A 23,504-nucleotide genomic window follows, 5' to 3' on the forward strand; every position below is an offset into this window, starting at 1 on the left:
AACATCGCTGGCCCATGCCCACCCCAAACGGTGGGCATGCCACCCAAGTATAAACCGCAGTGAATGTTACGTAATACTGTCTTTAATACATGCAATTTCCTGCACTGTCATATTGAATTTTCAACAGTTAGGTGCCAATGGCTTCGCCAGTGCGAGGAACCGATCAGTGACCTTCACCACTCTACGCCATGAGAGCGCCGACGATGAGCCAGCGTGCGGTGAGTAATGTGAGGACAAGACACGTCCACCAGGAAGCGGTTTGGGCGATGCGTTGCTTCCAGAATACAGCCATCACTCCGAGGGCAAATAACGTAAGCACGATCTTGTATGCAGCCAACAGAATCGGGTTGTGAACAAGCTCGGCGGCGATCGGGTTGGTCTCTCGCATGGCACCGGCGTCGATCGCCAACAAAGTCAAAATCAGATCATGAAGCGAGAACAAACCCGCTAGCCCAAGTGAGATGTAGATTTGATTCCGAACCGCGGTGGATGGTTCCGGAGAGGAATTAAACGACGGATGCGATTTGATCAGATGCCCGAACGCACCGGCACACAAGACCATCGCGAAGATACTTAAGAAGTAGTTCCAACTCTCCAATCTACGAACCGCAGCGATCTGCCGAATAGCTGCGGCTTCGAAGGTGAGACTTTCTTCGATGACAGGAATTGCTCGGTCTTTAAACTCGTCCGTCGCTTTGAATTCTTTGATCAATGCGAGAACCGCAGGGCGTGATTTTTCGGGAACTTGCAAAATCCAAGGAGATTCAGCCGGGGGAGCTTCGGTCCGTCCGCTCAAAATCTCGAGAAGTTCCAAACCCACTTTATTCCCACTGAGAAACGCGGTTGACATCCCTTCCCACGTCAAAAGGATCCCATTTGAATCGTTCAGAAACGATCTCAAGCCGTAGTCGTTGAAGAATGCACGATTGGACCAACCTGGCATTTCTCCGCGACCACGACCAAACCACCCGGAACCCATGCGACGCCCAGAGAATCGCTCGGAAAGCTCCTGAGGGAGTACATGCCCGTTGATGCTCATATTGTCGGCGGTACTCTCGATTGTATACGGTGGTGCCAGGTATTTGCCGTTCAGAAAAACCCAACCGTTTTCGATTGGCTTCCGAGCCGGCCACTGTTCTCTCGACGAATCTGGACGAAAGGAACCACGCTGCCAAGGTTGACGTTGGTTAGTCTCATTCGACTCAGCGTCTTGGTCGACATCGGAAAGATCGGTCGCAGTGTTTGTCGTTGGCGGTTGAAACGCCCAGAGTTCGTAAGGCATCGTCAGTGCTGCACTCCACAGCAGAAGACGCGTGATAGTCCTGCATCGACAATTCATGACTAACCTTTGAATCAGTAATTGCCAACCGCTGACACATAACGGCAGATTGGCCCGGACCAACACCGCGCAGCGAAAACCGCGAGCGTGGAACCGACCCGACAGCGAGTCAGAAACGACTGCAAACAGTACTAGTAGTGATGCCGCTGGGTAAGGCCATCATGCCTTAGACCCAGTCGATGAACGAAAAAAGACGACCATCGACCCAAACTTAAACACCGCACCACGCAGCAGGGTTTTCGTCGATCTCGGAACCCAGCGAAAATTTCTCGAATTTTCCCAGGAGGGTAAAACTATCGAATCGAGCTTTCGAGAGTGTCCGCGATGTCAAGACGGCATGACGTCGAAGCATCACACCCCATCGGCCTTCTGCAGTTAGTTACTTGGTTTCGCCTGGAGTTGCTTGAGGACCGCTTCTACCATTTGCTTCGTCTGTGCGTCTGGGGATTTCTTCATGACATGATTAGCTGTTGTGATTGCTTGATCGGCTTGACCAGCTAAGACTAGTAGCCGAACTAACATCAACTGTTTTTGAGTCTGTGCAGTTTGTTGCATCGAAACAGGCATATCGCGAAGAGTTTCCGATAGTTCGATCGATTCAAATTTCGAGATCGCCAATTCTGCGAGTGACTTTGCATCGATGGCAGTGTTCGAAGGCAATTGCACTAGGATCGATGCTGCAGTCAGAATCTGATGATCGTGGCTTCCGTTTAACAATCTGCGAATCTCCGCTTCAGCATCGGCGTCGCGTCCCGATTCCATCAAGGCTCGGATTCGTAGAGCGTGGAAGACTTGAATGATTTCCTCGTCGTGATTGGCAAAACGCTCGATCGCTTTCTCGACTTCATGTAAGACCAACTCCGGTTCCGTTCGATGTTTATGCCGCAACATCGACAACCGCCGAATTTCGGCCAACACTTGCTGGCTTCGTTGGAAGAGATGCTTGAACTCGTCGCGATCCCACGTGCCGTCAATGACTTGCTTCAGTGGCCGAAACATTGCGCTGGGATTTCCAGACCATTCGATCAAACCGGTTTTCCCAATCAAGAACGCAATCGGCACACCGATTTGGCTCGATGCGTTGATATACCGGCTAGACACACTCTGTTCAGGATCGGCTGCCAGGGAATACACACTCGTCAGCTGCCGGTAGGTTTTGTCGGCACCGGGGACGGTTTGTTCGAGGAACGCCTCAATAACTTTCGGCTTCTCCGTGCTGATACTCACGAGACGTAGTTTCTCGTAGCCATAGTGCAACTGGATCTCCGCCAAATGCGGCATCATGGCGATGCAAGGCGGGCACCAAGTTCCCCAGAATTCGATGATGTAGACCTTGCCGTTTTCGAACTTTTTGACCGGCGTCACGTCTTCGTTGTCGTTGTGAATCCAATGCTCAATCTGCAGGGCAGGGGCTTTGTCGCCGATGGTCAACTCTCTTGGCTCGTTCGCCGAAAGCGGTGCCGCGACCGTCAGGGCCAACACACACATGACATGGAAACGCATGAGAATCCCCTGTAAAGAGACTGAGGTGCACCACTGACATAGTACACCGATTCACATGCACGTCAAGCCTCAAGATTTGACCACAACAACTTATTGCTAACGTCCGGAAGTAGAAGGAAGCGCCGAAGAATCGCAAGCTCTCCGAATGCACTCAGTGGGCAAGATTATCGCAGCGTCAGCTGGATTTCGAGAGTATCGATAACACTGAAGAACGCAGGGAAATGTCACTTACGACACCGAATCTCGCATACCATCAGTGGAACCAGTATCACAGAATTTGAAGTAAAACCAGATTATGGCTTTCCGACCATCGCCCGGAATTTGTTGGACTGTCGCTGAGCCAGTCTCGATTCTTCGAGCCGGTTCAGAAACTTCAAATTGTTGGCCGAAAGCTGATAATAGCTGGCTAATGCTGAGTTCGTGGAACCCTGCACGGGACTATCAGCGAACTCCAAAAGATACTCTAAGACTATCTGAGCTTCACGATGCCATCGGGCGTTCCCAAGCACTGCAACGACGACACCAAAATTTAAAGCAGTCGGATTCGTGTCATTAGGAAGACTGTGAACGTTAGTGGCATCGACCGTTCGCTGAGCGAATACAATGGCCTTTCCCGCTTCGCCAGTCTGCAGATGCAACACTGTCAAGAAGGCATATGGCATCCCAAACATTGCGTACTTCTTCGTGCAATTCTTCGAAAAGATCTCCGCGGCCTGAAGAAATCGAGATTCCGCAGCCTCATAGTCTTTCAAGCTCAGATCGATAGCACCTTCCAAGAGAATTGCCCGCGCGTAGCAGAGATGGTTTTCACCGTAAAGTTCCTTCGCCAGACGTGTCCCTTGAGTGGCCCACAACTTGCCCGTGTCAAATTGCTGAAGGTGATACCGTAAGACCGTCGAGAAATGCACAGCATTCTCGTAATAGACACCGTCAGGCGACAACTCCCTCCAAACCGGCATGGCCTGCTCTGTGAACAATTGGAGCGCCGTTTCATACTTGCGACTCGCTAATGCTTGCAGTGCCGAAAAGTGAACCTGAAACGCTTCTTTGGCCTGTTTTTGGGTGCTAGGATCAGCATTACGAAACCGCTGCAAGTCCGTTAAATAGGCTCTCTCGCTGGTCACAAGCCAGTGACCTTCTCCAAGAGACAATCGCAATTTCGCAATGTATTCCTCAAGTGCTTCGCATGCAGCATCCAGGTCGGTACTTGCCAGTTGATAGCTTAAGACGGACATTCGTTGCACTTCGCGAGCAATGTCATCCGGAACGGCCTTCGGTGGGGCTTCTAATGAAGAACCTGCGTCCGCCGGGATGCCTACACAAAGAAACGCTAACGCGAAGGGCATCGTCATGAGTACGCGATTGAGCCGTTCGCAATACGGAACACGAAAGTTGTGAACACAAACAATCGTCTTATTGTCAGCCATTGAGTCGAATCCTTTAGCGGCTTAAAACTGCGATGCTCATTTGTGTCTTCCTATCGCCGTGTGCCACCGGCGTTGCCATTGATTCACGAGTGCCGTGTGGTTCCTAATTTGCACTGGCGGAGCCAGTGGCACACGACTGGTTCGATCTTGTTGAGGCTGATCGTGATTACGCCATTGTTGCCAAGGCGTCGTCTGTGTTCTTGCGACGGCGACGGGTCCAGAGTCCGATGCCGAAGATGCCCACGACGGCGATTGCACAAGTGCCGCTGAACCAGTCACCAGTTTGGACGTAGAAACTTTGACGGGAATCGAGCGGGATCGGCGCGACCATCATGGCGTTGATGGACTTCTTGAGTCGACCGGTTTCAGGATCGCGGCTGGTGGTGACTTCGTGTTCGTCACCGTCGAAGAAGATTTCCGGTTCCCGCACGACGCCATCACCATCGATGAATGCGGAGATGCCGGTGTTGACCGCTCGCACCATTGGCGTACGACACTCGACGGCTCGGAAGCTCGCGGTAATCAGATGCTGATCGAGTTCGCTAGACCCTTTGAACCAGCCATCGTTCGTCAAGTTGACAAGCACATCGACCGGCTTCCCCTCGGGAGATGATTCCATCGTGCCCTTGACGATGCCCCGCACGAGTTGTGGGACAGTGTCTTCGTAACAGATGACCGGAGCGAGACGATAGGAACCAAGTTGGAACACCTTCGCAGCGGCACCGGCGTCCAATCCGGAACCGTATGGCGTGAACGCTCGCAGGGCGGGGAAGACGTCTTGCAGTGGGAAGTATTCGCCAAATGGCACGCGATGAAGTTTGTCGTACCGAGACACCACACCCCGTTCGGGCAACACATAGGCCGCCGAGTTGAATCGCTGCATGTTCTTTTCACCGACCGCATACGTGTCGATGCCGATGATCAAACCGGCTCCGCAACGCTCGGACAGTTCCTGCAACGCCCCGTGCACTTGGCGTTCTCGCCAGGCTTCGGTCGGAATGTACGGAGAGGCTAACCGAAGTTGTTCGTCGGACGCATTCACGTCGGCTTCCAACAACGGCACGCGGTACATCGTCTCCGGCCACACGATGAGGTCGGGATGCTCGCCCACACTTACGGCTCGACCGGTGAGCCATTCGTGCATGCGGTAGATGCGTTCGCCCTCGTTCGGGTCATGTTTCACGCTGACGGGGAAGTTCCCTTGAATCAACGCGACTCGTGGTCCATCCACGAACTCCGCTTGGGAGCGCCGCACGATTCCATAAGACAATACAAAACCGAAGACAAGAAGCGTCGCAGCGAGCGACAACGCTTGGCGTTTCCACGTTGGTTCCGCGAGGGATTCCGCACTCACACCCGGCGGCAACATCTTGAGTTTGGCGAATAACTGGACGGAAACCAAACCGGCCGCACACGCACTGACCATCGCGACGACGAAACTCACGCCATAAGCACCGGTGATGTCGCTGATTTGAATCAGTTCGATGAACTGATACTGCGTGTGACCCAGGTAATACCACGCGAACCCGGTCAACAGTCGAGCACGGAAGAACTCCAACCCCACCCAGACAAGCGGAACAGCAAGCGTCAACGGCAAACGCAACTTGTGCACCGCCGTTCGCGAGAGACCGACAAAGATCGCGAGATACAAACCAAGATAAAACGACAACGCAATCCACGCTGGGTACATCATGACGTCACCCAGCCGCATCCATTGCAGCATCGCCAAGGAACTGAGGAAGCCGCAGCCCAACGTGGCTGTGTACATCCAACGTGTGGGTTTGGGGAGTCGCACCAGCAGACACATCGGCACCAACGCCCACCAGCCGAGGAATCCCCAATCCAACGGCGTAAAACTCGCCCACATCAACACGCCAGTAATCGCGGAAAGAATCCACGCTCCGCGACTTCCCGCCAAAACCGGGGCCTTCCGGGCGTTGGCGATGATGTCCTCGACCGTCATTTCGCCACCCTTCCGGGGTTTCGCGGACGAAGTTGGTTGTACGTCGGGTGTCGATGTGGAATCAGAAACAGTGGACGGCATCGGTTCTTGGGGGGTCGTCGTTGTGGGCATATTCGTCCGTCCTTGGACACGAGTGAAATCAGATTTGATGTATCGTCCGTGTGCCACGGCTCTGTGAGCCGTGCATTTGTCAGTGGTGATCGCTCGACACGGCTCATAGAGCCGTGGCACCCTAATGGTCGCGAATAACAAAAAACGAATTACAAAAACCGCTCCCGCAGTTCGGGGGTAGGCATCATGCATTCTTCTTTGTGGCCGAACCAGCGGTACCGGTTGCGGGCAACGATTCCGTAAATTCCGTTGCGGAGAAATCGCGGGACAATGCGGAACACGCTCATCGCTTTCCACGGCCCGTCGAGTTCGCCGGCAATTCGCAAGGCGGCATCGCTTTTGGTGTACGCTTTGCCGTCTTGAACGAGAATCATCGTTCCCGTTTGAATTGAGTCAATACCATATTGCTCTTGGAGCGCTTGTCCCGCCTCCGATTGAGCCGACGCAAACTTGAACTTCGCGTCCTTGTCGTGCCGAATCACGAACTGCACCGACGATTCGCATAGGTTGCACTGGCCGTCGAAAATGATGATCGGGTGTTCGCTCATGGCTATCATCGAATGCGTCGTAACGCATCTCGCTTCAGAAATGTCAGAAAGACTTGGCACGTCACGTACGGTTCCGCATTTGCAGCGTTAGTGGGAGCCACTGCAGGAAATTGCATGTATTAGAGACAATATTACGTAACATTCAATACGGTTAATACTTGGGTGGCATGCCCACCGTTTGGGGTGGGCATGGGCCAGCGGAGTTTGAATGTCTAATCATGCCCACGTAAAACCGTGGGTATGCCACCCACGACGCTAATTCGATGCAATTTCTTGCACTGCTGGCTTGTCCAGCAGTGTTTCTAGCGACTCCCGGACCGCTGGTTACTCGCACTGCTAGGCAAGCTAGCAGTGGCACACAACTTCTTTCTTTGTAATAGTTTGTGCCCCTTGCAATCTGACATGGGCACAATAGTTCAGTTCACTGTTCAGAGTTGGACAAATTCGATCACGCTTCCAATGGGATAACTCTTGTCACCCGCTGGAAACACCGCGAGGGCAGTGGCATCGGCGGTGGCTCGCAGGTCTGCCGATCCTTGCCATGGGAGTGGCGTGATTCGCGGGCCTTCGGCAGTTTGTTTGAGTTTCGCGGGGTGGTACGTTGGACGGTCTCCGGTGTGGTGGAAGTCTTCGGTCAATCGGGCGGTCAGTGTTGACGGTTCGGCAGGTGTGTTGTTCATCAGTCGCCGAATCGCGGTGCGGGCGAACAGTTCGAAGCAAACCATACTACTGACCGGATTTCCCGGCAACCCGAATACGAACCGCGGACGTTGACGAGAGTTAACCGCGATTTTCTCATCGCCGTGAACACCGAACCAAATCGGTTTCCCGGGTTTGACCTGCACCTTATGAAAGACTTCCCGCACGCCGGCGGCTGCCAACTCGGACGGCACCAAATCCAATTTGCCCGCCGAGACCCCGCCAGAAAGCAACAGCATATCCGCTTGAAGACCCTCGCGAATTTTGGCAGCCAAGTCTTCACGGTTGTCGCGAGCGATGCCCAACGGCACCGGGTCGGCTCCGGCGCGTCGCAGTTGGGCACACAACATGGTTTCGTTCGAGTTGCGAATTTGTCCCGGTCCAGGGGTTTCATCGATGGACACCAACTCGTCCCCAGTGGCGAGCACTGCAACTTTGGGTCGTCGATGCACTAACACCCGCGCGTGTCCCAACTCTGCTAGCACCCCGATTTCTTGCGGTCCGAGTACACGACCGATCGGAAGAATCGTCTCCCCGGATTTCATCGCCGCCCCACGCCGCAGGATACTCGTGCCCGGTGTTTGATCCGTCGTTTCTAGACGGACTTCATTGGCGTCCGCATTGAATTCGGAGTGCTCGACGCGAACAACGACATCCGCACCATCGGGGATCGGCGCACCGGTCATGATTCGCGTGGCGGTTCCCGGTGTAATCGGCTTCGTCGGTGTGCGGCCGGCGGTGACTTCTTCGATCACCTTCAGTATTGCAACCCCGGATTGAACATCCGTCGACATCACCGCGTAACCGTCCATGAGAGCTTTGTCGAACGGTGGCGAATCCGTCCCGCTGATGATCTCCTCAGCCAACGTCAACCCGAGGGAATCGCCCAATGCACACGCAGTCGGCGGAAACGCCTGGACGTATTCCAGAATCGCATTCAAAGCAGCGTGGACGGTCAACATTTCAGAACGAATTCAATCAATAAGGATGGGAAAACCAGTGTGCGACGGCTTTGTGAACCGTGCAAAGCGGTATGATTTGGAAAACACGTCTCGCAGAGCCGTGACACCCCGGATTTATTGTCCGGCGACATTCATTTGTAGGGAGTAAAAACCAGTGCGAGCGGTGATAAATAAGGTTTTATTGTCCTTGCCGCCAAAGGTGACGTTGGCTGGTCCTTCGGGCACTTCGATAGTGGTCAGCTTTTCGCCGTTGGGTTTGTAGACGTGGACTTGCCCGCGAGTCAGGTAGATATTGCCTTTCTCGTCGAGCGTCATGCCGTCGGAACCGCTGTCAATGAGTTTCTTCCGCTTGATCAGGACGCCCGGCTTTTGAATCGTGTAGGCGTAGATTTTCCCACCGCCCGCGTCGGCCACGTACAGGGTTTTTCCGTCAGCGGTGCCGATGATGCCGTTGGGTTTGACAAGATCGTCGATCACACGTTGCAACTCGCCGCCACCAGCGGGCAGGTAGTAAACGTGAAAGCCGTCTTGCTCTAAGCCATCTTCGTTGCCGTATCGAGGATCGGTAAAATAAATCCCCCCGGTCGGATCGATCCACAGATCGTTCGGGCTGTTGAGCTTCTTGCCATTGTAAGAGTCGGCGAGAACCGTCACCGTTTTCTTTTCGTCGAGTGTGATCTTCGTGAGCTGACGATTGCCGCCTTCGCAAACTACCAGACTCTGCTTGCCATCGAAAAACAAACCGTTCGCCTGTCCACTTTTCTCGCGGAACGTGCTGAGTTTTCCGTCGACAGACCACTTGTGAATCCGCGAGTTCGGAATGTCGGTGAAGTACACATTTCCGTCAGCATCCGCGGTGGGTCCTTCGGTGAAACGGAAACCGTCCGCAAGTTTCTGCACGGTCGCACCCTCGGCGATCAATCCTGGCTCAGCCGCGTCGGATTGAAACGGCGTTCCCAACAGCCCAAGAAATACGACGAGTAAAAAACGGTGCAGCGATGACATGATGTGGTCTCACTCAAAAACGGTAGAGGCATTGAATCGTCATCCTTCTGTTATACCGCAGATTGTTCCTACACGAAAACCACAACCGATTACGGAATTCGCACTTGGAACCGGCTTGAGCGCGAGCGGGGTGCGGGCTATTCTGCCTTCACGCGCATCCTCGATTGTGTCTCGTCGGGTGTTGTCGTCGCTTTGGAAAGGAAAGCCAGACCGCGATGAGTTCGCAAAAAATTGGTTTTGTCTCCACCCGATTCGCGGGCACCGATGGTGTTTCGCTCGAGAGTGCCAAATGGGCACAGGTGCTGTGGGATCATCGGCATGTCAGTTATTGGTACGCCGGCCAACTCGACCGCGACCCCGACTTCTCGATGGAAGTCCCCGAGGCGTACTTCGGGCACCCAGAAATCCAACGTATCAACCATGCCGTTTTCGGCGGGATGCGACGATCCCCGGAGATCACCAAGAAGATCAACTCCCTCGCGGAGTATCTCAAAGACACGATTTATCAGTTTGTCGAGAAGTTCCAAATCGACATTCTGATCGTGCAGAATGCCTTGTGCATTCCGATGAACATTCCGCTAGGTGTCGCATTGACGCAGTTCATCGCGGAGACGGAATTCCCGACGATCGCCCACCATCACGATTTCTACTGGGAACGTGACCGGTTCGCCGTCAACGCGGTTGGTGATTACCTGGAAATGGCCTTTCCGCCGCGTCTGCCGAACATCCACCACGTGACGATCAACACACCCGCCCAACTCGACTTGGCCCACCGCACGGGTTGTTCGTCGATTCTGGTGCCGAACGTGCTGGACTTCGAAACGCCGCCCGAACCGCAAGACCAATACGCCGCCGACTTCCGCGAGGAAATCGGTCTTACCCCAGACGACATTCTCGTGCTGCAACCGACCCGCGTTGTGCCTCGAAAGGGGATCGAGCACTCGATCGATTTGCTAGCGCAGTTGAAAGACCCGCGATTCAAGTTGGTCATTACGCACTCGTCCGGCGACGAAGGTTTCGAATATCAGCAAGCCCTCGTTGAGATGGCGAACGCTGCCGGTGTGGACTTGCGGTTCGTCGATACCCGCGTCGGCGAAACTCGACACTCCAGCAAAGACGGCCACAAGATTTATTCGCTGTGGGACACCTATCCCCACGCCGATTTCGTCACCTATCCGAGTTTGTACGAAGGCTTCGGCAACGCATTGTTGGAAGCGTTTTATTTCAAAAAGCCGGTGCTGGTGAATCGGTATTCGATCTTCCGTAGCGACATCGAACCGAAGGGTTTTCGCGTCATCACGATGGAAGGGTTCCTCACCAAAAGCGTTGCCGCCCAGGTTCGCCGAGTGATCGAAGACGACGTTTATCGGGCAGAAATGGTGGAAACGAATTACGAGCTCGCCACCCGCTTCTTCAGTTACGCAGTGCTCCGACGCAAACTTCGCGCCATCGTTTGCAACTACACCGGGCAGGATGATTTGTAATGGCACTCTCCGAAAATTTTCGCCGCCGAGCGTTGCCGCGATTGGAAAAACTCTATCCAGGCTGTGCCGATGAGGTTCTGTCCCTCATCGACGACCTGGCAAACGACTACCCCTTACCACTCGGCCAAGGTCGTGACCAGCTTTGGGACGAACGCGATGCCGTGCTCATCACCTACGGAGACCAAGTGCGTGGGGAAAGCGGGTCGGCATTGGCTGCCCAACAACAGTGGTTACTCGATCACGGTTACAAGGACGCCCTCGGTGGCGTTCACATTCTCCCATTCTGTCCGTACTCCTCGGACGATGGGTTTTCCGTCATCGATTACCGAGCCATCGACGACATCATCGGCGATTGGGATGACGTCGAGCGTCTGGGCGAAGATTTCGATTTGATGTTCGATCTTGTGCTGAATCACTGTTCGGCCAAGAGCGATTATTTCCAGAAGTACCTCGCGGGTGAGGAACCTTACACGGAGTACTTCATCGAAGCCGACCCAACCGACCCGCGATTGGCACAGGTTGTACGACCGCGGAGTCTGCCTTTGCTTTCCCCGTTTGAAACCGCGAACGGTCCACGTCATTTGTGGACGACGTTCAGCGACGACCAAATCGATTTGAACTTCCGCAGCGTGCGGGTGCTGATCGAAATGCTCGATGTGCTCCTTCTGTACGCCGCCCGTGGAGCACGCATCATTCGACTCGATGCGATTGCGTATTTGTGGAAGGAACTCGGCACAACGTGCATCCATTTGCCGCAGACGCATGAAGTCGTCAAACTCATGCGGGACTTGCTTGATGAGTGCGCTCCCGGCACGATTCTGCTGACGGAAACCAACGTCCCGCATCGCGAGAATGTGAGTTACTTCGGCGATGGCGATGAAGCCCAGATGGTGTACCAATTCAGTCTCGCACCGCTGCTGCTCGATGCGTTTCTCACCGGCGATGGCAAACCGTTGACCGAGTGGCTGACGAATCTCGAAGAGACAGACGCAGGCACCACCTACTTCAACTTTACCGCGTCTCACGATGGCATCGGCGTGCGACCGGCCGAAGGTTTGTTGCCGACATCGCGGATCGGCGAACTCGTCGAAGCGGTGAAAGCACGTGGCGGACGTGTCAGCACCAAACGCAACGCGGATGGCACCGATAGCCCGTACGAACTCAATATCACCTGGTTTTCCGCGCTTGGCGAACCCGATGGTTCTCTCTCGCCCGCGTTGCACGCCCGGCGGTTTCTGTCATCGCAAGCGGTGATGATCGCGCTCCGGGGCATTCCCGGCATCTATTTCCAAAGCCTGTTCGGTGGCCCGAACGATCTGGAAGGCATGGCGGAAACTGGTCGTGCTCGGACGATCAATCGGCGGAAGTATCAACGCGAAGAACTCGATGCCATCGTCTCGACAAATGGTTCACCGCAGCAAATCATCGCGGAAGAATACCGCAGCATGCTCGCCGTTCGCCGTCGGCAACCCGCTTTCCATCCCGACGCCGCTCAAACGATTCTGCAATTCGAGAACCCCGCGTTAGTCGGCTTCGTACGGGAAAGCGACGATGGGCAAGTCATTTTGGTGTTGGTGAATCTCTCCGCCGATGACGTTCAAGTCGACACCACCTCGATGACCAATCAACCGTTGACGATTGACTTGATCCAATTTGAAACCGAATTCGATCCTTCATCGATCACGCTCCCGCCGTACAGCGTTGTTTGGTTGGCGAATCGAAGCGGTTGACGCATGCAAGTCTTCGTTTCGGAATACCTGACCTGTGGGGCGATGCATGATGAACCGGACTTGCCGGCGTCGTTGCTGAACGAAGGTCGCGCGATGCACGCGGCGATCGTCACCGACTTCGCTCAGTTAGACGGCGTGGAAGTGGTGACGACTTGGGACGATCGCTTGCCACCCCCGCACGTACCGGCGAATGTTACGGTGCGTGTCGTCGATTCCGTCGCGAGAGAACGCGAGTCGTTCTTCGAAGCTGCACAAACATCCGATGAGACATTCGTCATCGCGCCGGAGTTCAACGCATGTTTGCTCGAACGCTCCCGATGGGTGGCGGAAGTCGGCGGACACTGGTTGGGCTGTGAAGCGGAAGCGATCGAAGTTTGTGCGGATAAACTACAAACGGCACGAATCCTCGACTCGCATGGCGTGTCAGTTGTTCCGACGACTCCGATTGACGCCGACAACTTACCGCCGTGGTCATGGCCAGTGGTGGTCAAACCGCTTGACGGGGCCGGGTCGGTCAATGTGCGGCGAATCCACTCAAAACGCGAATGGCGAGACATGCTCGACACGCGAGCGAACGAAGAGTTTTGCCCGCCGGAGTTAGTACAACCCTATGTGAATGGTCGCGCGATGTCGGTGGCGGCGATTGTTTCCCGCGCGGGTTCGCTAAATGTATTTCCCGTCGCGACTCAAGAACTGACCAACGACTTCGCCTACACCGGCGGAGAAGTTTCCACGACGAATGTGGAACAACGACAGAACGACATTGCCGAGTTGGTCAAGCGTGTCCTCATCGCAATTCCTGGACTGACCGGCTACTTCGGCATCGATTTCATCTTGAGTGATGATGATGTGACGATCATCGAAATCAATCCGCGATTGACGACGTCTTATCTCGGATACCGTCAGCTGACGGCTGAGAACCTTGCCGACCGATTGCTCGCAACGACGGAACTTCCGCCAATCATCTGGCGTATGAAACCCGTGCGATTTGCTCCGAGCGAGCAGTGATCGGGACGCCGCATTTCGGTTTCGATTCGGCTCTTCCCGGCAAATGGTCACGATAGCCACGACCGTTGCCGCCCGCACGACCGGAGTTGAGGCGGGGAGATGATGCCGAAAAAACACAAATCGCTGCGACCGGCCTTCCATTCGTGTTGTAAGTTGAACTTTGGATGCAGTTTACTTTGGCCCTCGAAAAGCAAGGATCGGCGATGCTAGTACTCAGCCGCAAGAAGGACGAAAAAATTATCATCGGTGACCAAATCAAGGTCATGGTCATCGAGATTCGTGGAGACAAGGTTCGTTTAGGGATCGATGCCCCGAAGGAGGTCACGGTCCACCGCGAAGAGGTCTACGAGGCCATCAAACGCGAACAATCCAATGGTGTCCCTTCACCAATCGACTCAGCCGATTGACCGCGTAACCGTCGGCTTCCCCCCGTCGACACACGTGGTGTTGTGATTCTATAAACAAGGCCGCCCGGAAGTTGGTTCCAGGCGGCCTTTCTAATTTGATGATGTGATGAGGTCTTGTGTGATGAGGTGAGGCGTAAAATCACATCACCATTTGAGACATCATCACCCCATCATGACTTCCTCGCCCGGTGTCTGCACGAACTCGGCGACGGTGGCGATGGCTTCGCACATGGCGTCTTCGTCGATCTCGTGGACGTCGATTGCATCGCCGATGCCTCGCAACATCGTGACCGTCAACCGACCGCCGAGGTGTTGACGGAATTCTTCCAAGCCAGCGAACAAATCCACCGGTTCATGTAGGGCAGGGTGGTCGAGCGACAACCCTAATGCGTCCAAGCATCGCAACACACGCTGGGCGTCTCGTTTCGGGAGCCCGTGTTGAAGGGATGAATAAACGGTATCGACCGCCACACCGATCGCGACCGCTTCTCCATGTCGGAGTTCGAAGTTCGACAAAACTTCCAACTTGTGAGCCGACCAGTGACCGAAATCCAACGGTCGAGCTTCCAGCGCCTCGAACGGGTCGCCACCTTTGGTGATGTGATCGAGATGCATTTTCGCGGACGCTTTGATGATCGGCATCGCCGCCTGCATGTCGCGTTTTGCAATCTTCGGAGCCAATCGACACAGATCACTAAAGACCTGCGGGCTTTTCAGCAGGGAAACTTTGACCGCTTCGGAGAACCCGCAGCGAAAATCACGATCTGGCAATGTGGTGAGCAGGGCAGCATCGTTGACCACACCCCACGGAACCGCGAACGTGCCAACCCAGTTCTTCTTGTCGAACAGGTTCACACTGTTCTTCACGCCCACGCCGGAATCGTCCTGGGCAAGCACGGTCGTTGGCAACCGAACCAGCCGAATTCCCCGGTGTGCAATCGCGGCAGCAAAACCGACCGCATCCAACACCGCACCTCCGCCGATCACCACCACATAGCTACGACGATCGAGATCGTGAGCGTTGAACACTTTCAGCATCCGCTCGACGATGTGAATGTCATTCTTGACCGCTTCACCGCCCGGCACGATTTGCACATTCCCGGCTAACTGCAACCGCTCCGGGTACGCCTGCACGAACCCCGTGAGACGTTCCCGCAAATCCGGCTGGGCTTTCAGAATGTGTTCGTCCAACCAAAACTGAACCCGTGCGGGTTTGTCGCCGGACGATTCCAGAAGGTCGACCAACACATCCCGATCGGATCCCAAGACGTCATTCGTGAACCGCAAACGATGCACAAACGGAACTTGAAACGCGCAGTCGATTGAGTCGCTATCGGGCGAAACAGCCATACTCCATCCATCTATTTTGGAATTGCTACTGATATTGATTTCAGGCGGGACCACAAAATCGCGTGTGGGCGGAACTGGTCGGTTACTACCAGTTTAACACGCCTGCGAGCGTCGGCAACGCAATGGTTGAAATTGATTCGAACACGTCTGAACCGGTCGCGTCCGGGAAATTTTTTTGACATCTCCATTTGGGGTCGGTAGAGTGACTTCACAAATCGGAATTCGTGCATCAACCCAATTTCACGGGACTTCACCAATTCCGATCTCATGTCTTCGATTGGATACCGCCTAATCCAATCAAAATTTGCGGGTGAGTCGGAACGGTCTCTACGGGCCATTACAGGTTTGGATTCACTCGTCGCAATGCGAGACGTTGTGCCGTCAACAACCTTAACAAACAGTTTGGTGAATGACCGATGAACACACTAACCGGTGTCCAGACAGATTTCAGAAAACTGTCAATTTCGGGTGGTTGAGCCACACACTCATTGCGAAACGTCCTGCGAAAGGAGAAGATTCATGGATTCCACTCTCCCTCCGAGTTTGCACAACTCGTTGACACTAGAGTACATCTTGCTTGGCGACTTGCGGGATCTGCTCGAGGACACTCCCGACGAGCAAACAGGACGTTGGCTCACCGCCGTGATCGACGCACTCTTGAAGACACTCCCGGACGAAATCGCCGTCCAATCCCGCGAGGGTTACCTCAGCGAAGTGCTGGAGGAAAATCCGAATTGGGAGCCGCAAGTGGAACACCTGCGACGCGAGAAAGTGGCATTGTTCCAAAAGTTGAAGGAACTCCGTGCCGGCATCGGGAACCCCGAACGCTACACGCTCGTGGCGGCACAAGTGCAAGTCAGTCTACGAGATTGGATGCACGCCTTCACCGCGCATCATCGCCACGAACGTCGTATCTTTCAGCAGGCGTTCACCGTCGACTTCGGTGGCGGCGATTAATTTTATTCCTTGCGGATGACAACTTGATCCGTCCGGTAAATGTAGGGTCCGCTGTGCGGACTAATGCAAACGGTTTACGGTCCGCATGGCGGACCGTACGGCTGACAAATCCGTTGCAGTTTGAGTACGATGGGGCTTTCCCGTATTGTCCGAGTTCGTGAAAGCCGCGTCGGTCATGTCTGATGCCCCACCTCATCGTCGCCGACTTCGATCGCTCCTCATCGGCGGGGCGGTTTTGGTCGTCTTGGGTTGGCTGACGACCGCAGTCTTGTTCGTGCAAGAAACCGAAGTCGTCTTGATCGAACGGTTCGGGAGATTGGTTGCCGTCTACGACACGCCGACGGATCGAGGATTGCAATGGAAATGGCCTTGGCCGATTGAACTCACTCACCGATTCGACCAGCGAATCCAACTTCTTGACCCCGCCGGTCGAGAATTGCTCACACGCGATCGGAAAAACATCGTTCTCGATGCGTGGGTCAGCTGGCGAATTGCCGACCCCACCGCAGATTCGCCCGAAGATTTTGCCAACCGTCCCAGCGTGCGGTTTTATCACGCCTTTGGCCAACTCGACTTCGCCACGACTCGGTTGGCAACGCGGTTGCGGTCGATCTTGGCCAATCAGATCGGCCAAACCGAACTCTCTGAGATCGTAAACTCAACTGATACCGCGTCCCAACAATCAGCGCTGGCTAAGTTGAATCAGTCCGTGCTCGCGGAACTTCGCCAACAACCTCACGAAGAGAACGATTTGGCCCAACGGTTCGGTGTCGAGATTCTAGACTTCGGCATCAAACGGCTGAACTTCCCCGAAGGCAATCGCCGCGCCGTATTCGCGCGGATGCAAAGCGAACGTCAGAAAATCGCCAGTCGATATCGTAGCGAAGGGGAGGCGGAAGCACAGAAGATTCGCAGCCGAGCCGACCTGCAAGCCGCCGCCATTCTCGGCAAAGCCCAAGCCGACGCCGAGCGTATCCGCGGAGCCGGTGAGGCGGCCGCACTTGCATTGCTCAACGCGGCCCACGCCCAAGACGAAGAGTTCTACCGCGTGCTCCGTACCCTGGATTCCTACCGCAAAATTCTCTCCCCGAAGTCGACGTTGGTTCTCTCAACTTCGTCCGAATTGTTCCGTTTGTTGACCGATGGACTGCCTCCTCACGCGAACAAACCGGACACCAGCACGCGGGAGTCCGTCGAGCCGTGAAGAAGTGGTTGGTCACAATCGGAATTCTCGGCTGGCTGGCGACAGGGGTGTTTCTTGTCTCCGCGAATCAGGTGGCCGTCGTCACGCGTTGTGGTCGCGTTGTACGGAATGAGGCGGGTCAGGTTGCATTATGGCCGAGCGGAATTCACTACGATTGGCCCTGGCCGATCGCGCAAGTTCAACGTGTGAACGTGCAACAGGTGAGATCACTGACAATCGGTGCGGCCCTGCGAACGTCCGACATTGGCGATCAACTCGTGTTGCCGATGATGCAGCAGAGCGGCGATCAATACCTTACCGGCGACAAGAACATTCTCGAAGTGCAACTAGCCGTGCAATACCGTGTCTCTGCCGAACACGCGGACCAGTTCCTGTTCGCTGCGGTTGATCCGGTCGGCCAATTAGAGCGACTTGTCACAACGGCGGCGACGGACCAATTTTCGACCAGCAATGTCGACTTCGTGTATCCGCTTGGTCTGTCCGATTTGCAAGACCGCCTCACACAAGCCGTTCGCATTGCCGTCGACGATGCGGGCATCGGTTTGGATGTCGATGATGTGACGCTGACCGATGTGGCTCCGCCGCTGGCGGTGCAGGCGTCCTTCTTGGATGTCGTCAATGCCCGGGCCGACCGTGATCGCTATGTTCAAGCGGCTCAAACGGCCGCGGAACAACGCACGGAACAGGCGAAAGCCGAAGCGCTGGAATTGCGAAACCTCGCATTGCAAGACCGTGATCGTCGGCTCGCGGAAGCAGAGGGAACAGCCGCCCGGTTCCGGCACATCATCGATGTGGTGGCCGACGAAGATCGACAGATGACACTACAACGGTTGTACTGGGAAACCGTCGCGGATGTATTCAGCCAACTCCGTGGCCAAGTCATCCTCGACACCGGACAACCCGTCGATCTGAACCTGTTACCAAGAGCCAGGAATCAGGAGTCAGGAAACAGTTCTTTCTGACCCCTGTCTAGCGTTCCCTGCTGCCTGAATCACCCTAGCATTGTCTTGAGGACGTCCGGCGGTGCTTCGGCATACTTGAGCGGTTCCATCGAATACGACGCACGGCCTTGGGAAAGACTGCGGCTGTCGTTCGAGTAACCGAACATCTGCGACAGTGGAACTTCAGCTTCCAAAACGTGCAGGTTGCCCCGTAATTCCGAGTGCGTGATGATCGCCCGGCGTTTGTTCAAATCACCTTGAATGTTGCCGACGAATTCGTCCGGCGTGACAACTTCGAGTTTCATCACCGGTTCGAGCAGGGCGATGGCTCCATTGTCTTCGGCTTGATTGAGACACTCGCGAATCGCCTGAGCCGCCGCTGCCCGGATCGACGCTTCGTTCGTTTCACCTTCTCGATATTCGACATCGGTGATGGTCAGTCGCACTTTCATCAATGGATAACCCAAAATCCCGCCACCATCGGCTTGATCTTTGACCGCTTCGAGCAACGCGGCTTGCAACTCGGGCGGGAGTTTGCCAGGTTTGATTTCGTTCTTGATCTCCACCGGCTTTTCGCCTTCGTACGGTTGCATCCGCACTGTGACCGCCGCGAAGTGGGCTTCACCCGCCATCTGTCGATCGAACTGCCCGCGACCCTGCACAGGAGCGTTCAACGATTCCCGGTAACTCACACGTGGCTTGTGCACTTTAACGTTCAAGTTGAAGTCACGCAGCATGCGGTTCTTCAGAACTTCGAGGTGCAACTCGCCCATACCACTGATGATGGTTTGCCCGGTTTCCTCGCTGACACTCGCCCGGAACGTGGGGTCTTGCCGACCGAGTTTGGTCAGCGTGTCTGTCAGCTTCTTTCGATCCGCGTTCGACTCCGGCTCAACCGCCATCGAGATCACGGTTTCCGGGAAGGTGATGCTTTCCAACACGATCGGTCGACCTTGGTCGCAAAGCGTGTCACCGGTGACGGCTTCCTTCGGACCAATCACGCCGACAATGTCACCAGCTTCGACAGCATCCGATTCCAACTTCTCGCGACGATCCGCCTGGATATGCCACAGTTGGTTGATGAGTTCTTTCTTGTTCGTCCGTGGATTCAGTACCCGCGTGCCGCTCTTGAGCACACCGGAATACACCCGGCAGAAGTACAGATCGGCGTGGGCATCGCTTTGGATCTTGAAAATCAAACCACAGAACGGTTCGTCGATGGATGGCTTGCGTGTTTCCGGCCCTTTGGCTTGTTTCTTCGGATTCGGATGCAACCCCTGAACCGGCGGCACATCGATCGGGCTGGGCAGGTAAGCCGCGACTGCGTCCAACACCGGTTGCACACCGATGTAATCCAACGCCGACCCGCAAAACGTCGGTTGTAATGTGCCCGCGATGGTCGCCTTGCGGAGCAGCCGATGGATGTCCTCAGACGGAATCGTCTCGGTTTCCATGTAGGTTTGCAGGACGTCATCGTCGAGCAACGCGACCGCTTCGAGTAACTTGCCCCGCCATTCCTCGGCGATGTCTAGGTAATCTTCCGGGATTTCGCGGGTTTCGTACTTTGCGCCTTCGCTTTCCGAGTCCCAATACAATGCCCGCATTTCGACGAGATCGATAATGCCTTCAAACGCATCCGATGCACCGATCGGCAACTGTAATGCGATCGGCGTGGCTTGCAAACGGTCCTCGACTTGGCCCAACGTGCGTTCGAAGTCGGCACCGATTCGGTCGAGCTTGTTGATGAAGCAAATCCGCGGTACTCGATACCGGTTGGCTTGTCGCCACACGGTTTCGCTTTGGGCTTCAACCCCTTCCACGGCACTAAACACCACCACGGCACCGTCGAGAACCCGCAAGCTCCGCTCGACTTCGGCGGTAAAGTCCACGTGTCCCGGTGTGTCGATCAGGTTGATCGTTACGTCTTTCCATTTGCACTGCACGGCGGCGGAATAAATCGTGATCCCGCGGTCGGCTTCTTCGCTGTCGTAGTCGGTGACGGTTGTCCCTTCATCGACCGAACCCAATCGATGCGAAGCGCCCGAGTAGAACAGGATTCGTTCGGTTGTCGTCGTTTTTCCAGCATCGATGTGGGCGACAATGCCGATGTTGCGAAGCTTTTCGATAGCTCTGGACATAGTGAATGAATCCTTCCGGTACGAAACCGGCCGTTCGGACCGGAGATTTTTGAAATGCTTTATACGCAGAAACGCTGGAAGTCCTACGAATTTTCATTCGAGTTCTTCCAGCGTCTTGGATTTTGTCGCTTCGGCTGTTACCACGCGAAGTGGGCGAAGGCTTTGTTGGCATCGGCCATACGGTGCGTGTTCTCACGCTTGGTCATGGCGGCCCCTTCACGCCGATATGCTGCGGAAAGCTCATCCGCAAGGCGAATGTGCATCGGTCGGCCCTTTTTGGAGCGAACCGCTTCCAACAGCCAGCGAATGGCCAATGTTTGTTGTCGCTTGGGGCTCACCTGCGTCGGCACTTGGTAAGTAGCACCACCGACTCGCTTCGAGCGAACTTCGATCATTGGGCGGACATTGTCGACAGCTTCATGGAAGACTTCGATCGGCTCGACGTCTTTGACCTTCTTGGCGATCAAATCGAGGGCATCGTAGAACACTCGTTGTGCGACGCTCTTTTTGCCATCGTACATCAGACAATTGACGAACTTCGACGCCAACACGGAATTAAACCGTGGATCCGGGCGGAGTTGATCTCGACTTGCAGTGAAACGGGCGGCCATAAATCTTGAATCCGTAGGCTGTTATGAATGATTCAATGAATAACGTGTTGATTACTTGGGCTTCTTGGCACCGTAACGGCTACGGGCTTGGCGACGATCGCTCACACCGAGGGTGTCCAGCACACCGCGGATGATTTTGTATCGCACACCAGGCAAGTCGCGAACACGACCGCCCCGCACCAACACGATCGAGTGCTCTTGAAGGTTGTGACCTTCACCAGGAATATAGGCGGTACACTCTTTGCCGTTCGACAACCGCACACGAGCCACTTTCCGCAACGCCGAGTTTGGTTTCTTCGGTGTCACGGTTTTCACGTTCAGACAAACGCCACGCTTTTGCGGACATCCTTCCAGCAACGGCGTCTTTGTCTTGACGTTTTGTTTTTTGCGAGGTTTGCGAACAAGCTGATTAATCGTTGGCATGAATCAACCTAAAGCGGCCATTGCCGCAACCAAAAGTCGAGCTACCGCTCGGAAACGCTCCCATGGGTCGTTCTGGAGAAAAACACGTTTCGCGTGGTTCCCGCAGAATCGAAATCCTAAAATCCCAACTGGTTTCGCACCGATGCAGCCGGAAGCTGTGTCAGTAGAATACGTCTTCGCCACCGGACGAGCGGCGTATCCAGGGAAGTTATCGACCCGACAGACGGTCGTCAAGGGATGGAACACTCAGAATTTGCCGCTACGCCAAAACTTGTTCCCCAGACGCACTTTGGATACGTTGGCAGACATCAAAATTCGTTGGTTCGTCTCGAAACCTTAAATTGGAGAGTGCAAATGCGTTCATTGCTTGCAATGACTTTAATCACCGTCTTGGTGTCTGGTTCGACTGTGAAAGCCGAGGAAGAAACGCAATTTTCGAGTCCGCGTGTCGATTTCGGAATCGTCGTGAGCGACATCGATAAATCGCTCAAATTCTACAAAGAGGCTCTCGGGCTGAAAGAGGGCAAAGGATTTGAAGTCGATGCTGAGAAGTGTGCTGCGGTGGGTCTGACGGATTCGTTGCCGTTGAAGATCCACGTCCTGCAACTTGGCGAAGGCGATGGTGCCACGCGGGTGAAGTTGATGCAAGTCAAAGCAGCCCCCGGCAAACGAATGGATAATCGGTTCATTCACTCGACCTACGGCGTGAGCTATTTGACGATGCGGGTGAAGGACATGGATGCTGCTTTGTCTCGGGCGAAAAAGCACGGGGTGAAACCAATTGCCCAAGGACCGATTGATCTGGTCGGTGATGGCAGCGGGGCGTTTTTGGCGATCGTGCGTGATCCCGATGGCAATATGGTCGAGCTTGTCGGACCGAAGAAGAAGTAACCGCACGAGGCGGGCAACCTATCCGACGGTTTCACGAGAACACAGTGTGGATCGCGTCTTTGAACCGTCGGATCGCGTCCGAGCAGATTGGCCCATTCCGGTCGCCATTTCGGCAGGCTGCGGTGCGAATCGCAAGGATATCACATGGGACATCGGCAAGTTTCGGCAAAGATTCCAGCGTCAACGAACCAGCCAACGCCAGTTGTCGATCACCCCACGGAGGTCGACCAAGACCTCGCTGAAGACCTCGCAGTTCCGTCGGTGTCATGACATCCGTCAGCGAACGGCCATCTTTGCTGAATGTGTCGACGAGAGTGATTTTTGAGTGATAGTTCGTTGCATTGTAAATTTGTCGGACCGACGGTGCCTTTGCATGGTCAGTATCCGCATAGATCACACTGGCCCATTGCGGCGGATTCACTGATTGACCGGCGAGAATTGTTTGAATGTCGATCCAACGATTTTGCCAATGCGGGAACGTCGCACACCCCGCCAAACCAAGTTTGACATACGCAAGTCCGGGCGGAATCGAAGCCGTCATCGGCGAATCGTGAAAGTCACGCAGTTCACCGAGTGCCGCGCTGACGGGTGGGGCATCTGGACCGAGTGTGTTGAGGATGTCCAGAATTGTGGCTTTGTCCGCACGTCCCAACGAACCGCGGCTCGGTTCTTTGATATCGAGAATATCGCAACCGCCTGCGACAGCCGCCTCCGCTTCTTCGGCATTCCGCACGCTGACCAACAGTTTGGGAACCACACTGACCTCATTACCTGAAAACAAAGCCGACGACCGAAGTGACGCG

The 23,504-nt window shown here is 54.9% G+C and carries 20 protein-coding genes; 8 read left to right on the top strand and 12 right to left on the bottom strand.

The genetic code is table 11. The features are described 5' to 3' along the window. Positions 1–181 precede the first annotated feature (181 nt). From AC5DDB_RS07795 to AC5DDB_RS07825, 7 genes are all read right to left on the bottom strand, one after another. Positions 182–1,282: a DUF5658 family protein gene (locus AC5DDB_RS07795; RefSeq protein WP_491739141.1), complete on the bottom strand. Its 1,101-nt coding sequence runs from the start codon at positions 1,280–1,282 to the stop codon at positions 182–184. 432 nt (positions 1,283–1,714) lie between these two features. Beyond that, entirely contained in the window at positions 1,715–2,842 is a 1,128-nt protein-coding gene (locus AC5DDB_RS07800) for a redoxin domain-containing protein (RefSeq protein WP_491739142.1), read from the bottom strand. A 293-nt stretch (positions 2,843–3,135) separates the two neighbouring features. Continuing rightward, the gene (locus tag AC5DDB_RS07805; RefSeq protein ID WP_491739143.1) at positions 3,136–4,269 is read right to left on the bottom strand and encodes a hypothetical protein; all 1,134 of its coding nucleotides are present in this window, start codon (positions 4,267–4,269) and stop codon (positions 3,136–3,138) included. A gap of 166 nt (positions 4,270–4,435) precedes the next feature. Beyond that, positions 4,436–6,343: an apolipoprotein N-acyltransferase gene (gene lnt / locus AC5DDB_RS07810; RefSeq protein ID WP_491739144.1), complete on the bottom strand. Its 1,908-nt coding sequence runs from the start codon at positions 6,341–6,343 to the stop codon at positions 4,436–4,438. A 149-nt stretch (positions 6,344–6,492) separates the two neighbouring features. Then, the gene (locus AC5DDB_RS07815; protein WP_491739145.1) at positions 6,493–6,891 is read right to left on the bottom strand and encodes a thiol-disulfide oxidoreductase DCC family protein; all 399 of its coding nucleotides are present in this window, start codon (positions 6,889–6,891) and stop codon (positions 6,493–6,495) included. Positions 6,892–7,319: 428 nt separating this feature from the next. Continuing rightward, positions 7,320–8,552 carry a molybdopterin molybdotransferase MoeA gene (locus AC5DDB_RS07820; protein WP_491739146.1) on the bottom strand — a complete coding sequence of 411 codons (1,233 nt, stop codon included), beginning with the start codon at positions 8,550–8,552 and terminating at the stop codon, positions 7,320–7,322. Between the two features lie 114 nt (positions 8,553–8,666). Next, a complete protein-coding gene (locus tag AC5DDB_RS07825) occupies positions 8,667–9,557 on the bottom strand; it encodes an SMP-30/gluconolactonase/LRE family protein (RefSeq protein WP_491739147.1) in 891 nt (296 codons plus the stop codon). 215 nt (positions 9,558–9,772) lie between these two features. Between AC5DDB_RS07825 and AC5DDB_RS07830 the strand changes: the two genes are divergently transcribed. From AC5DDB_RS07830 to csrA, 4 genes are all read left to right on the top strand, one after another. Beyond that, positions 9,773–11,041, top strand: coding sequence for a glycosyltransferase (locus tag AC5DDB_RS07830; RefSeq protein ID WP_491739148.1), 1,269 nt, complete (start codon positions 9,773–9,775; stop codon positions 11,039–11,041). Further along, positions 11,041–12,771: an alpha-amylase family glycosyl hydrolase gene (locus AC5DDB_RS07835; protein WP_491739149.1), complete on the top strand. Its 1,731-nt coding sequence runs from the start codon at positions 11,041–11,043 to the stop codon at positions 12,769–12,771. The genes AC5DDB_RS07830 and AC5DDB_RS07835 overlap by 1 nt, the downstream gene beginning before the upstream one ends. A 3-nt stretch (positions 12,772–12,774) precedes the next feature. Continuing rightward, entirely contained in the window at positions 12,775–13,779 is a 1,005-nt protein-coding gene (locus AC5DDB_RS07840) for an ATP-grasp domain-containing protein (protein WP_491739150.1), read from the top strand. Between the two features lie 203 nt (positions 13,780–13,982). Beyond that, positions 13,983–14,186 carry a carbon storage regulator CsrA gene (gene csrA, locus AC5DDB_RS07845; RefSeq protein WP_491739428.1) on the top strand — a complete coding sequence of 68 codons (204 nt, stop codon included), beginning with the start codon at positions 13,983–13,985 and terminating at the stop codon, positions 14,184–14,186. A gap of 162 nt (positions 14,187–14,348) precedes the next feature. Here csrA and AC5DDB_RS07850 read toward each other — a convergent pair whose 3' ends face one another. Then, positions 14,349–15,536, bottom strand: coding sequence for a 3-dehydroquinate synthase (locus AC5DDB_RS07850; RefSeq protein ID WP_491739151.1), 1,188 nt, complete (start codon positions 15,534–15,536; stop codon positions 14,349–14,351). Positions 15,537–16,055: 519 nt separating this feature from the next. Here AC5DDB_RS07850 and AC5DDB_RS07855 point away from each other — a divergent pair. The 3 genes from AC5DDB_RS07855 (at position 16,056) to hflK (ending at position 18,659) form a co-directional block, all read left to right on the top strand. Continuing rightward, entirely contained in the window at positions 16,056–16,493 is a 438-nt protein-coding gene (locus AC5DDB_RS07855; protein ID WP_491739152.1) for a hypothetical protein, read from the top strand. Between the two features lie 175 nt (positions 16,494–16,668). Further along, on the top strand, positions 16,669–17,697 hold the full coding sequence (gene hflC, locus AC5DDB_RS07860; RefSeq protein WP_491739153.1) for a protease modulator HflC: 1,029 nt from the start codon (positions 16,669–16,671) through the stop codon (positions 17,695–17,697). After that, complete coding sequence (gene hflK, locus AC5DDB_RS07865; protein WP_491739154.1) at positions 17,694–18,659, top strand: protease modulator HflK; 966 nt, start codon at positions 17,694–17,696, stop codon at positions 18,657–18,659. The genes hflC and hflK overlap by 4 nt, the downstream gene beginning before the upstream one ends. A gap of 29 nt (positions 18,660–18,688) precedes the next feature. Here the strand turns inward: hflK and fusA are convergent, their stop codons facing one another. The 3 genes from fusA to rpsL all read right to left on the bottom strand — a co-directional run bounded on the left by fusA (position 18,689) and on the right by rpsL (position 21,810). Next, positions 18,689–20,776 (bottom strand): elongation factor G, encoded by a 2,088-nt coding sequence (fusA, locus tag AC5DDB_RS07870; protein WP_491739155.1) that lies wholly within the window; start codon positions 20,774–20,776, stop codon positions 18,689–18,691. Positions 20,777–20,913: 137 nt separating this feature from the next. After that, positions 20,914–21,387: a 30S ribosomal protein S7 gene (gene rpsG, locus AC5DDB_RS07875; protein WP_491739156.1), complete on the bottom strand. Its 474-nt coding sequence runs from the start codon at positions 21,385–21,387 to the stop codon at positions 20,914–20,916. 51 nt (positions 21,388–21,438) lie between these two features. Next, positions 21,439–21,810, bottom strand: a complete 372-nt coding sequence (rpsL, locus tag AC5DDB_RS07880; RefSeq protein ID WP_491739157.1) for a 30S ribosomal protein S12 — start codon at positions 21,808–21,810, stop codon at positions 21,439–21,441. Between the two features lie 354 nt (positions 21,811–22,164). Between rpsL and AC5DDB_RS07885 the strand changes: the two genes are divergently transcribed. Beyond that, complete coding sequence (locus AC5DDB_RS07885; RefSeq protein WP_491739158.1) at positions 22,165–22,701, top strand: VOC family protein; 537 nt, start codon at positions 22,165–22,167, stop codon at positions 22,699–22,701. A gap of 31 nt (positions 22,702–22,732) precedes the next feature. On the opposite strand, the gene AC5DDB_RS07890 is transcribed toward AC5DDB_RS07885, so the two are convergent. Then, positions 22,733–23,458 carry a (5-formylfuran-3-yl)methyl phosphate synthase gene (locus tag AC5DDB_RS07890; RefSeq protein ID WP_491739159.1) on the bottom strand — a complete coding sequence of 242 codons (726 nt, stop codon included), beginning with the start codon at positions 23,456–23,458 and terminating at the stop codon, positions 22,733–22,735. Between the last annotated feature and the right edge of the window lie 46 nt (positions 23,459–23,504).

The organism is Thalassoroseus sp. (assembly GCF_984380535.1).

Excerpts from the sequence above, each read along its gene's own strand:
- lnt (WP_491739144.1), bottom strand. The coding sequence starts at position 6,343 with ATGCCCACAACGACGACCCCCCAAGAACCGATGCCGTCCACTGTTTCT.
- AC5DDB_RS07800 (WP_491739142.1), bottom strand. The coding sequence starts at position 2,842 with ATGCGTTTCCATGTCATGTGTGTGTTGGCCCTGACGGTCGCGGCACCG.
- csrA (WP_491739428.1), top strand. The coding sequence starts at position 13,983 with ATGCTAGTACTCAGCCGCAAGAAGGACGAAAAAATTATCATCGGTGAC.
- hflC (WP_491739153.1), top strand. The coding sequence starts at position 16,669 with ATGTCTGATGCCCCACCTCATCGTCGCCGACTTCGATCGCTCCTCATC.
- AC5DDB_RS07840 (WP_491739150.1), top strand. The coding sequence starts at position 12,775 with ATGCAAGTCTTCGTTTCGGAATACCTGACCTGTGGGGCGATGCATGAT.
- AC5DDB_RS07820 (WP_491739146.1), bottom strand. The coding sequence starts at position 8,552 with ATGTTGACCGTCCACGCTGCTTTGAATGCGATTCTGGAATACGTCCAG.
- AC5DDB_RS07885 (WP_491739158.1), top strand. The coding sequence starts at position 22,165 with ATGCGTTCATTGCTTGCAATGACTTTAATCACCGTCTTGGTGTCTGGT.
- AC5DDB_RS07850 (WP_491739151.1), bottom strand. The coding sequence starts at position 15,536 with ATGGCTGTTTCGCCCGATAGCGACTCAATCGACTGCGCGTTTCAAGTT.
- AC5DDB_RS07815 (WP_491739145.1), bottom strand. The coding sequence starts at position 6,891 with ATGAGCGAACACCCGATCATCATTTTCGACGGCCAGTGCAACCTATGC.
- AC5DDB_RS07855 (WP_491739152.1), top strand. The coding sequence starts at position 16,056 with ATGGATTCCACTCTCCCTCCGAGTTTGCACAACTCGTTGACACTAGAG.
- rpsG (WP_491739156.1), bottom strand. The coding sequence starts at position 21,387 with ATGGCCGCCCGTTTCACTGCAAGTCGAGATCAACTCCGCCCGGATCCA.
- fusA (WP_491739155.1), bottom strand. The coding sequence starts at position 20,776 with ATGTCCAGAGCTATCGAAAAGCTTCGCAACATCGGCATTGTCGCCCAC.
- rpsL (WP_491739157.1), bottom strand. The coding sequence starts at position 21,810 with ATGCCAACGATTAATCAGCTTGTTCGCAAACCTCGCAAAAAACAAAAC.
- AC5DDB_RS07830 (WP_491739148.1), top strand. The coding sequence starts at position 9,773 with ATGAGTTCGCAAAAAATTGGTTTTGTCTCCACCCGATTCGCGGGCACC.
- AC5DDB_RS07795 (WP_491739141.1), bottom strand. The coding sequence starts at position 1,282 with ATGCCTTACGAACTCTGGGCGTTTCAACCGCCAACGACAAACACTGCG.
- AC5DDB_RS07805 (WP_491739143.1), bottom strand. The coding sequence starts at position 4,269 with ATGGCTGACAATAAGACGATTGTTTGTGTTCACAACTTTCGTGTTCCG.
- AC5DDB_RS07825 (WP_491739147.1), bottom strand. The coding sequence starts at position 9,557 with ATGTCATCGCTGCACCGTTTTTTACTCGTCGTATTTCTTGGGCTGTTG.
- AC5DDB_RS07835 (WP_491739149.1), top strand. The coding sequence starts at position 11,041 with ATGGCACTCTCCGAAAATTTTCGCCGCCGAGCGTTGCCGCGATTGGAA.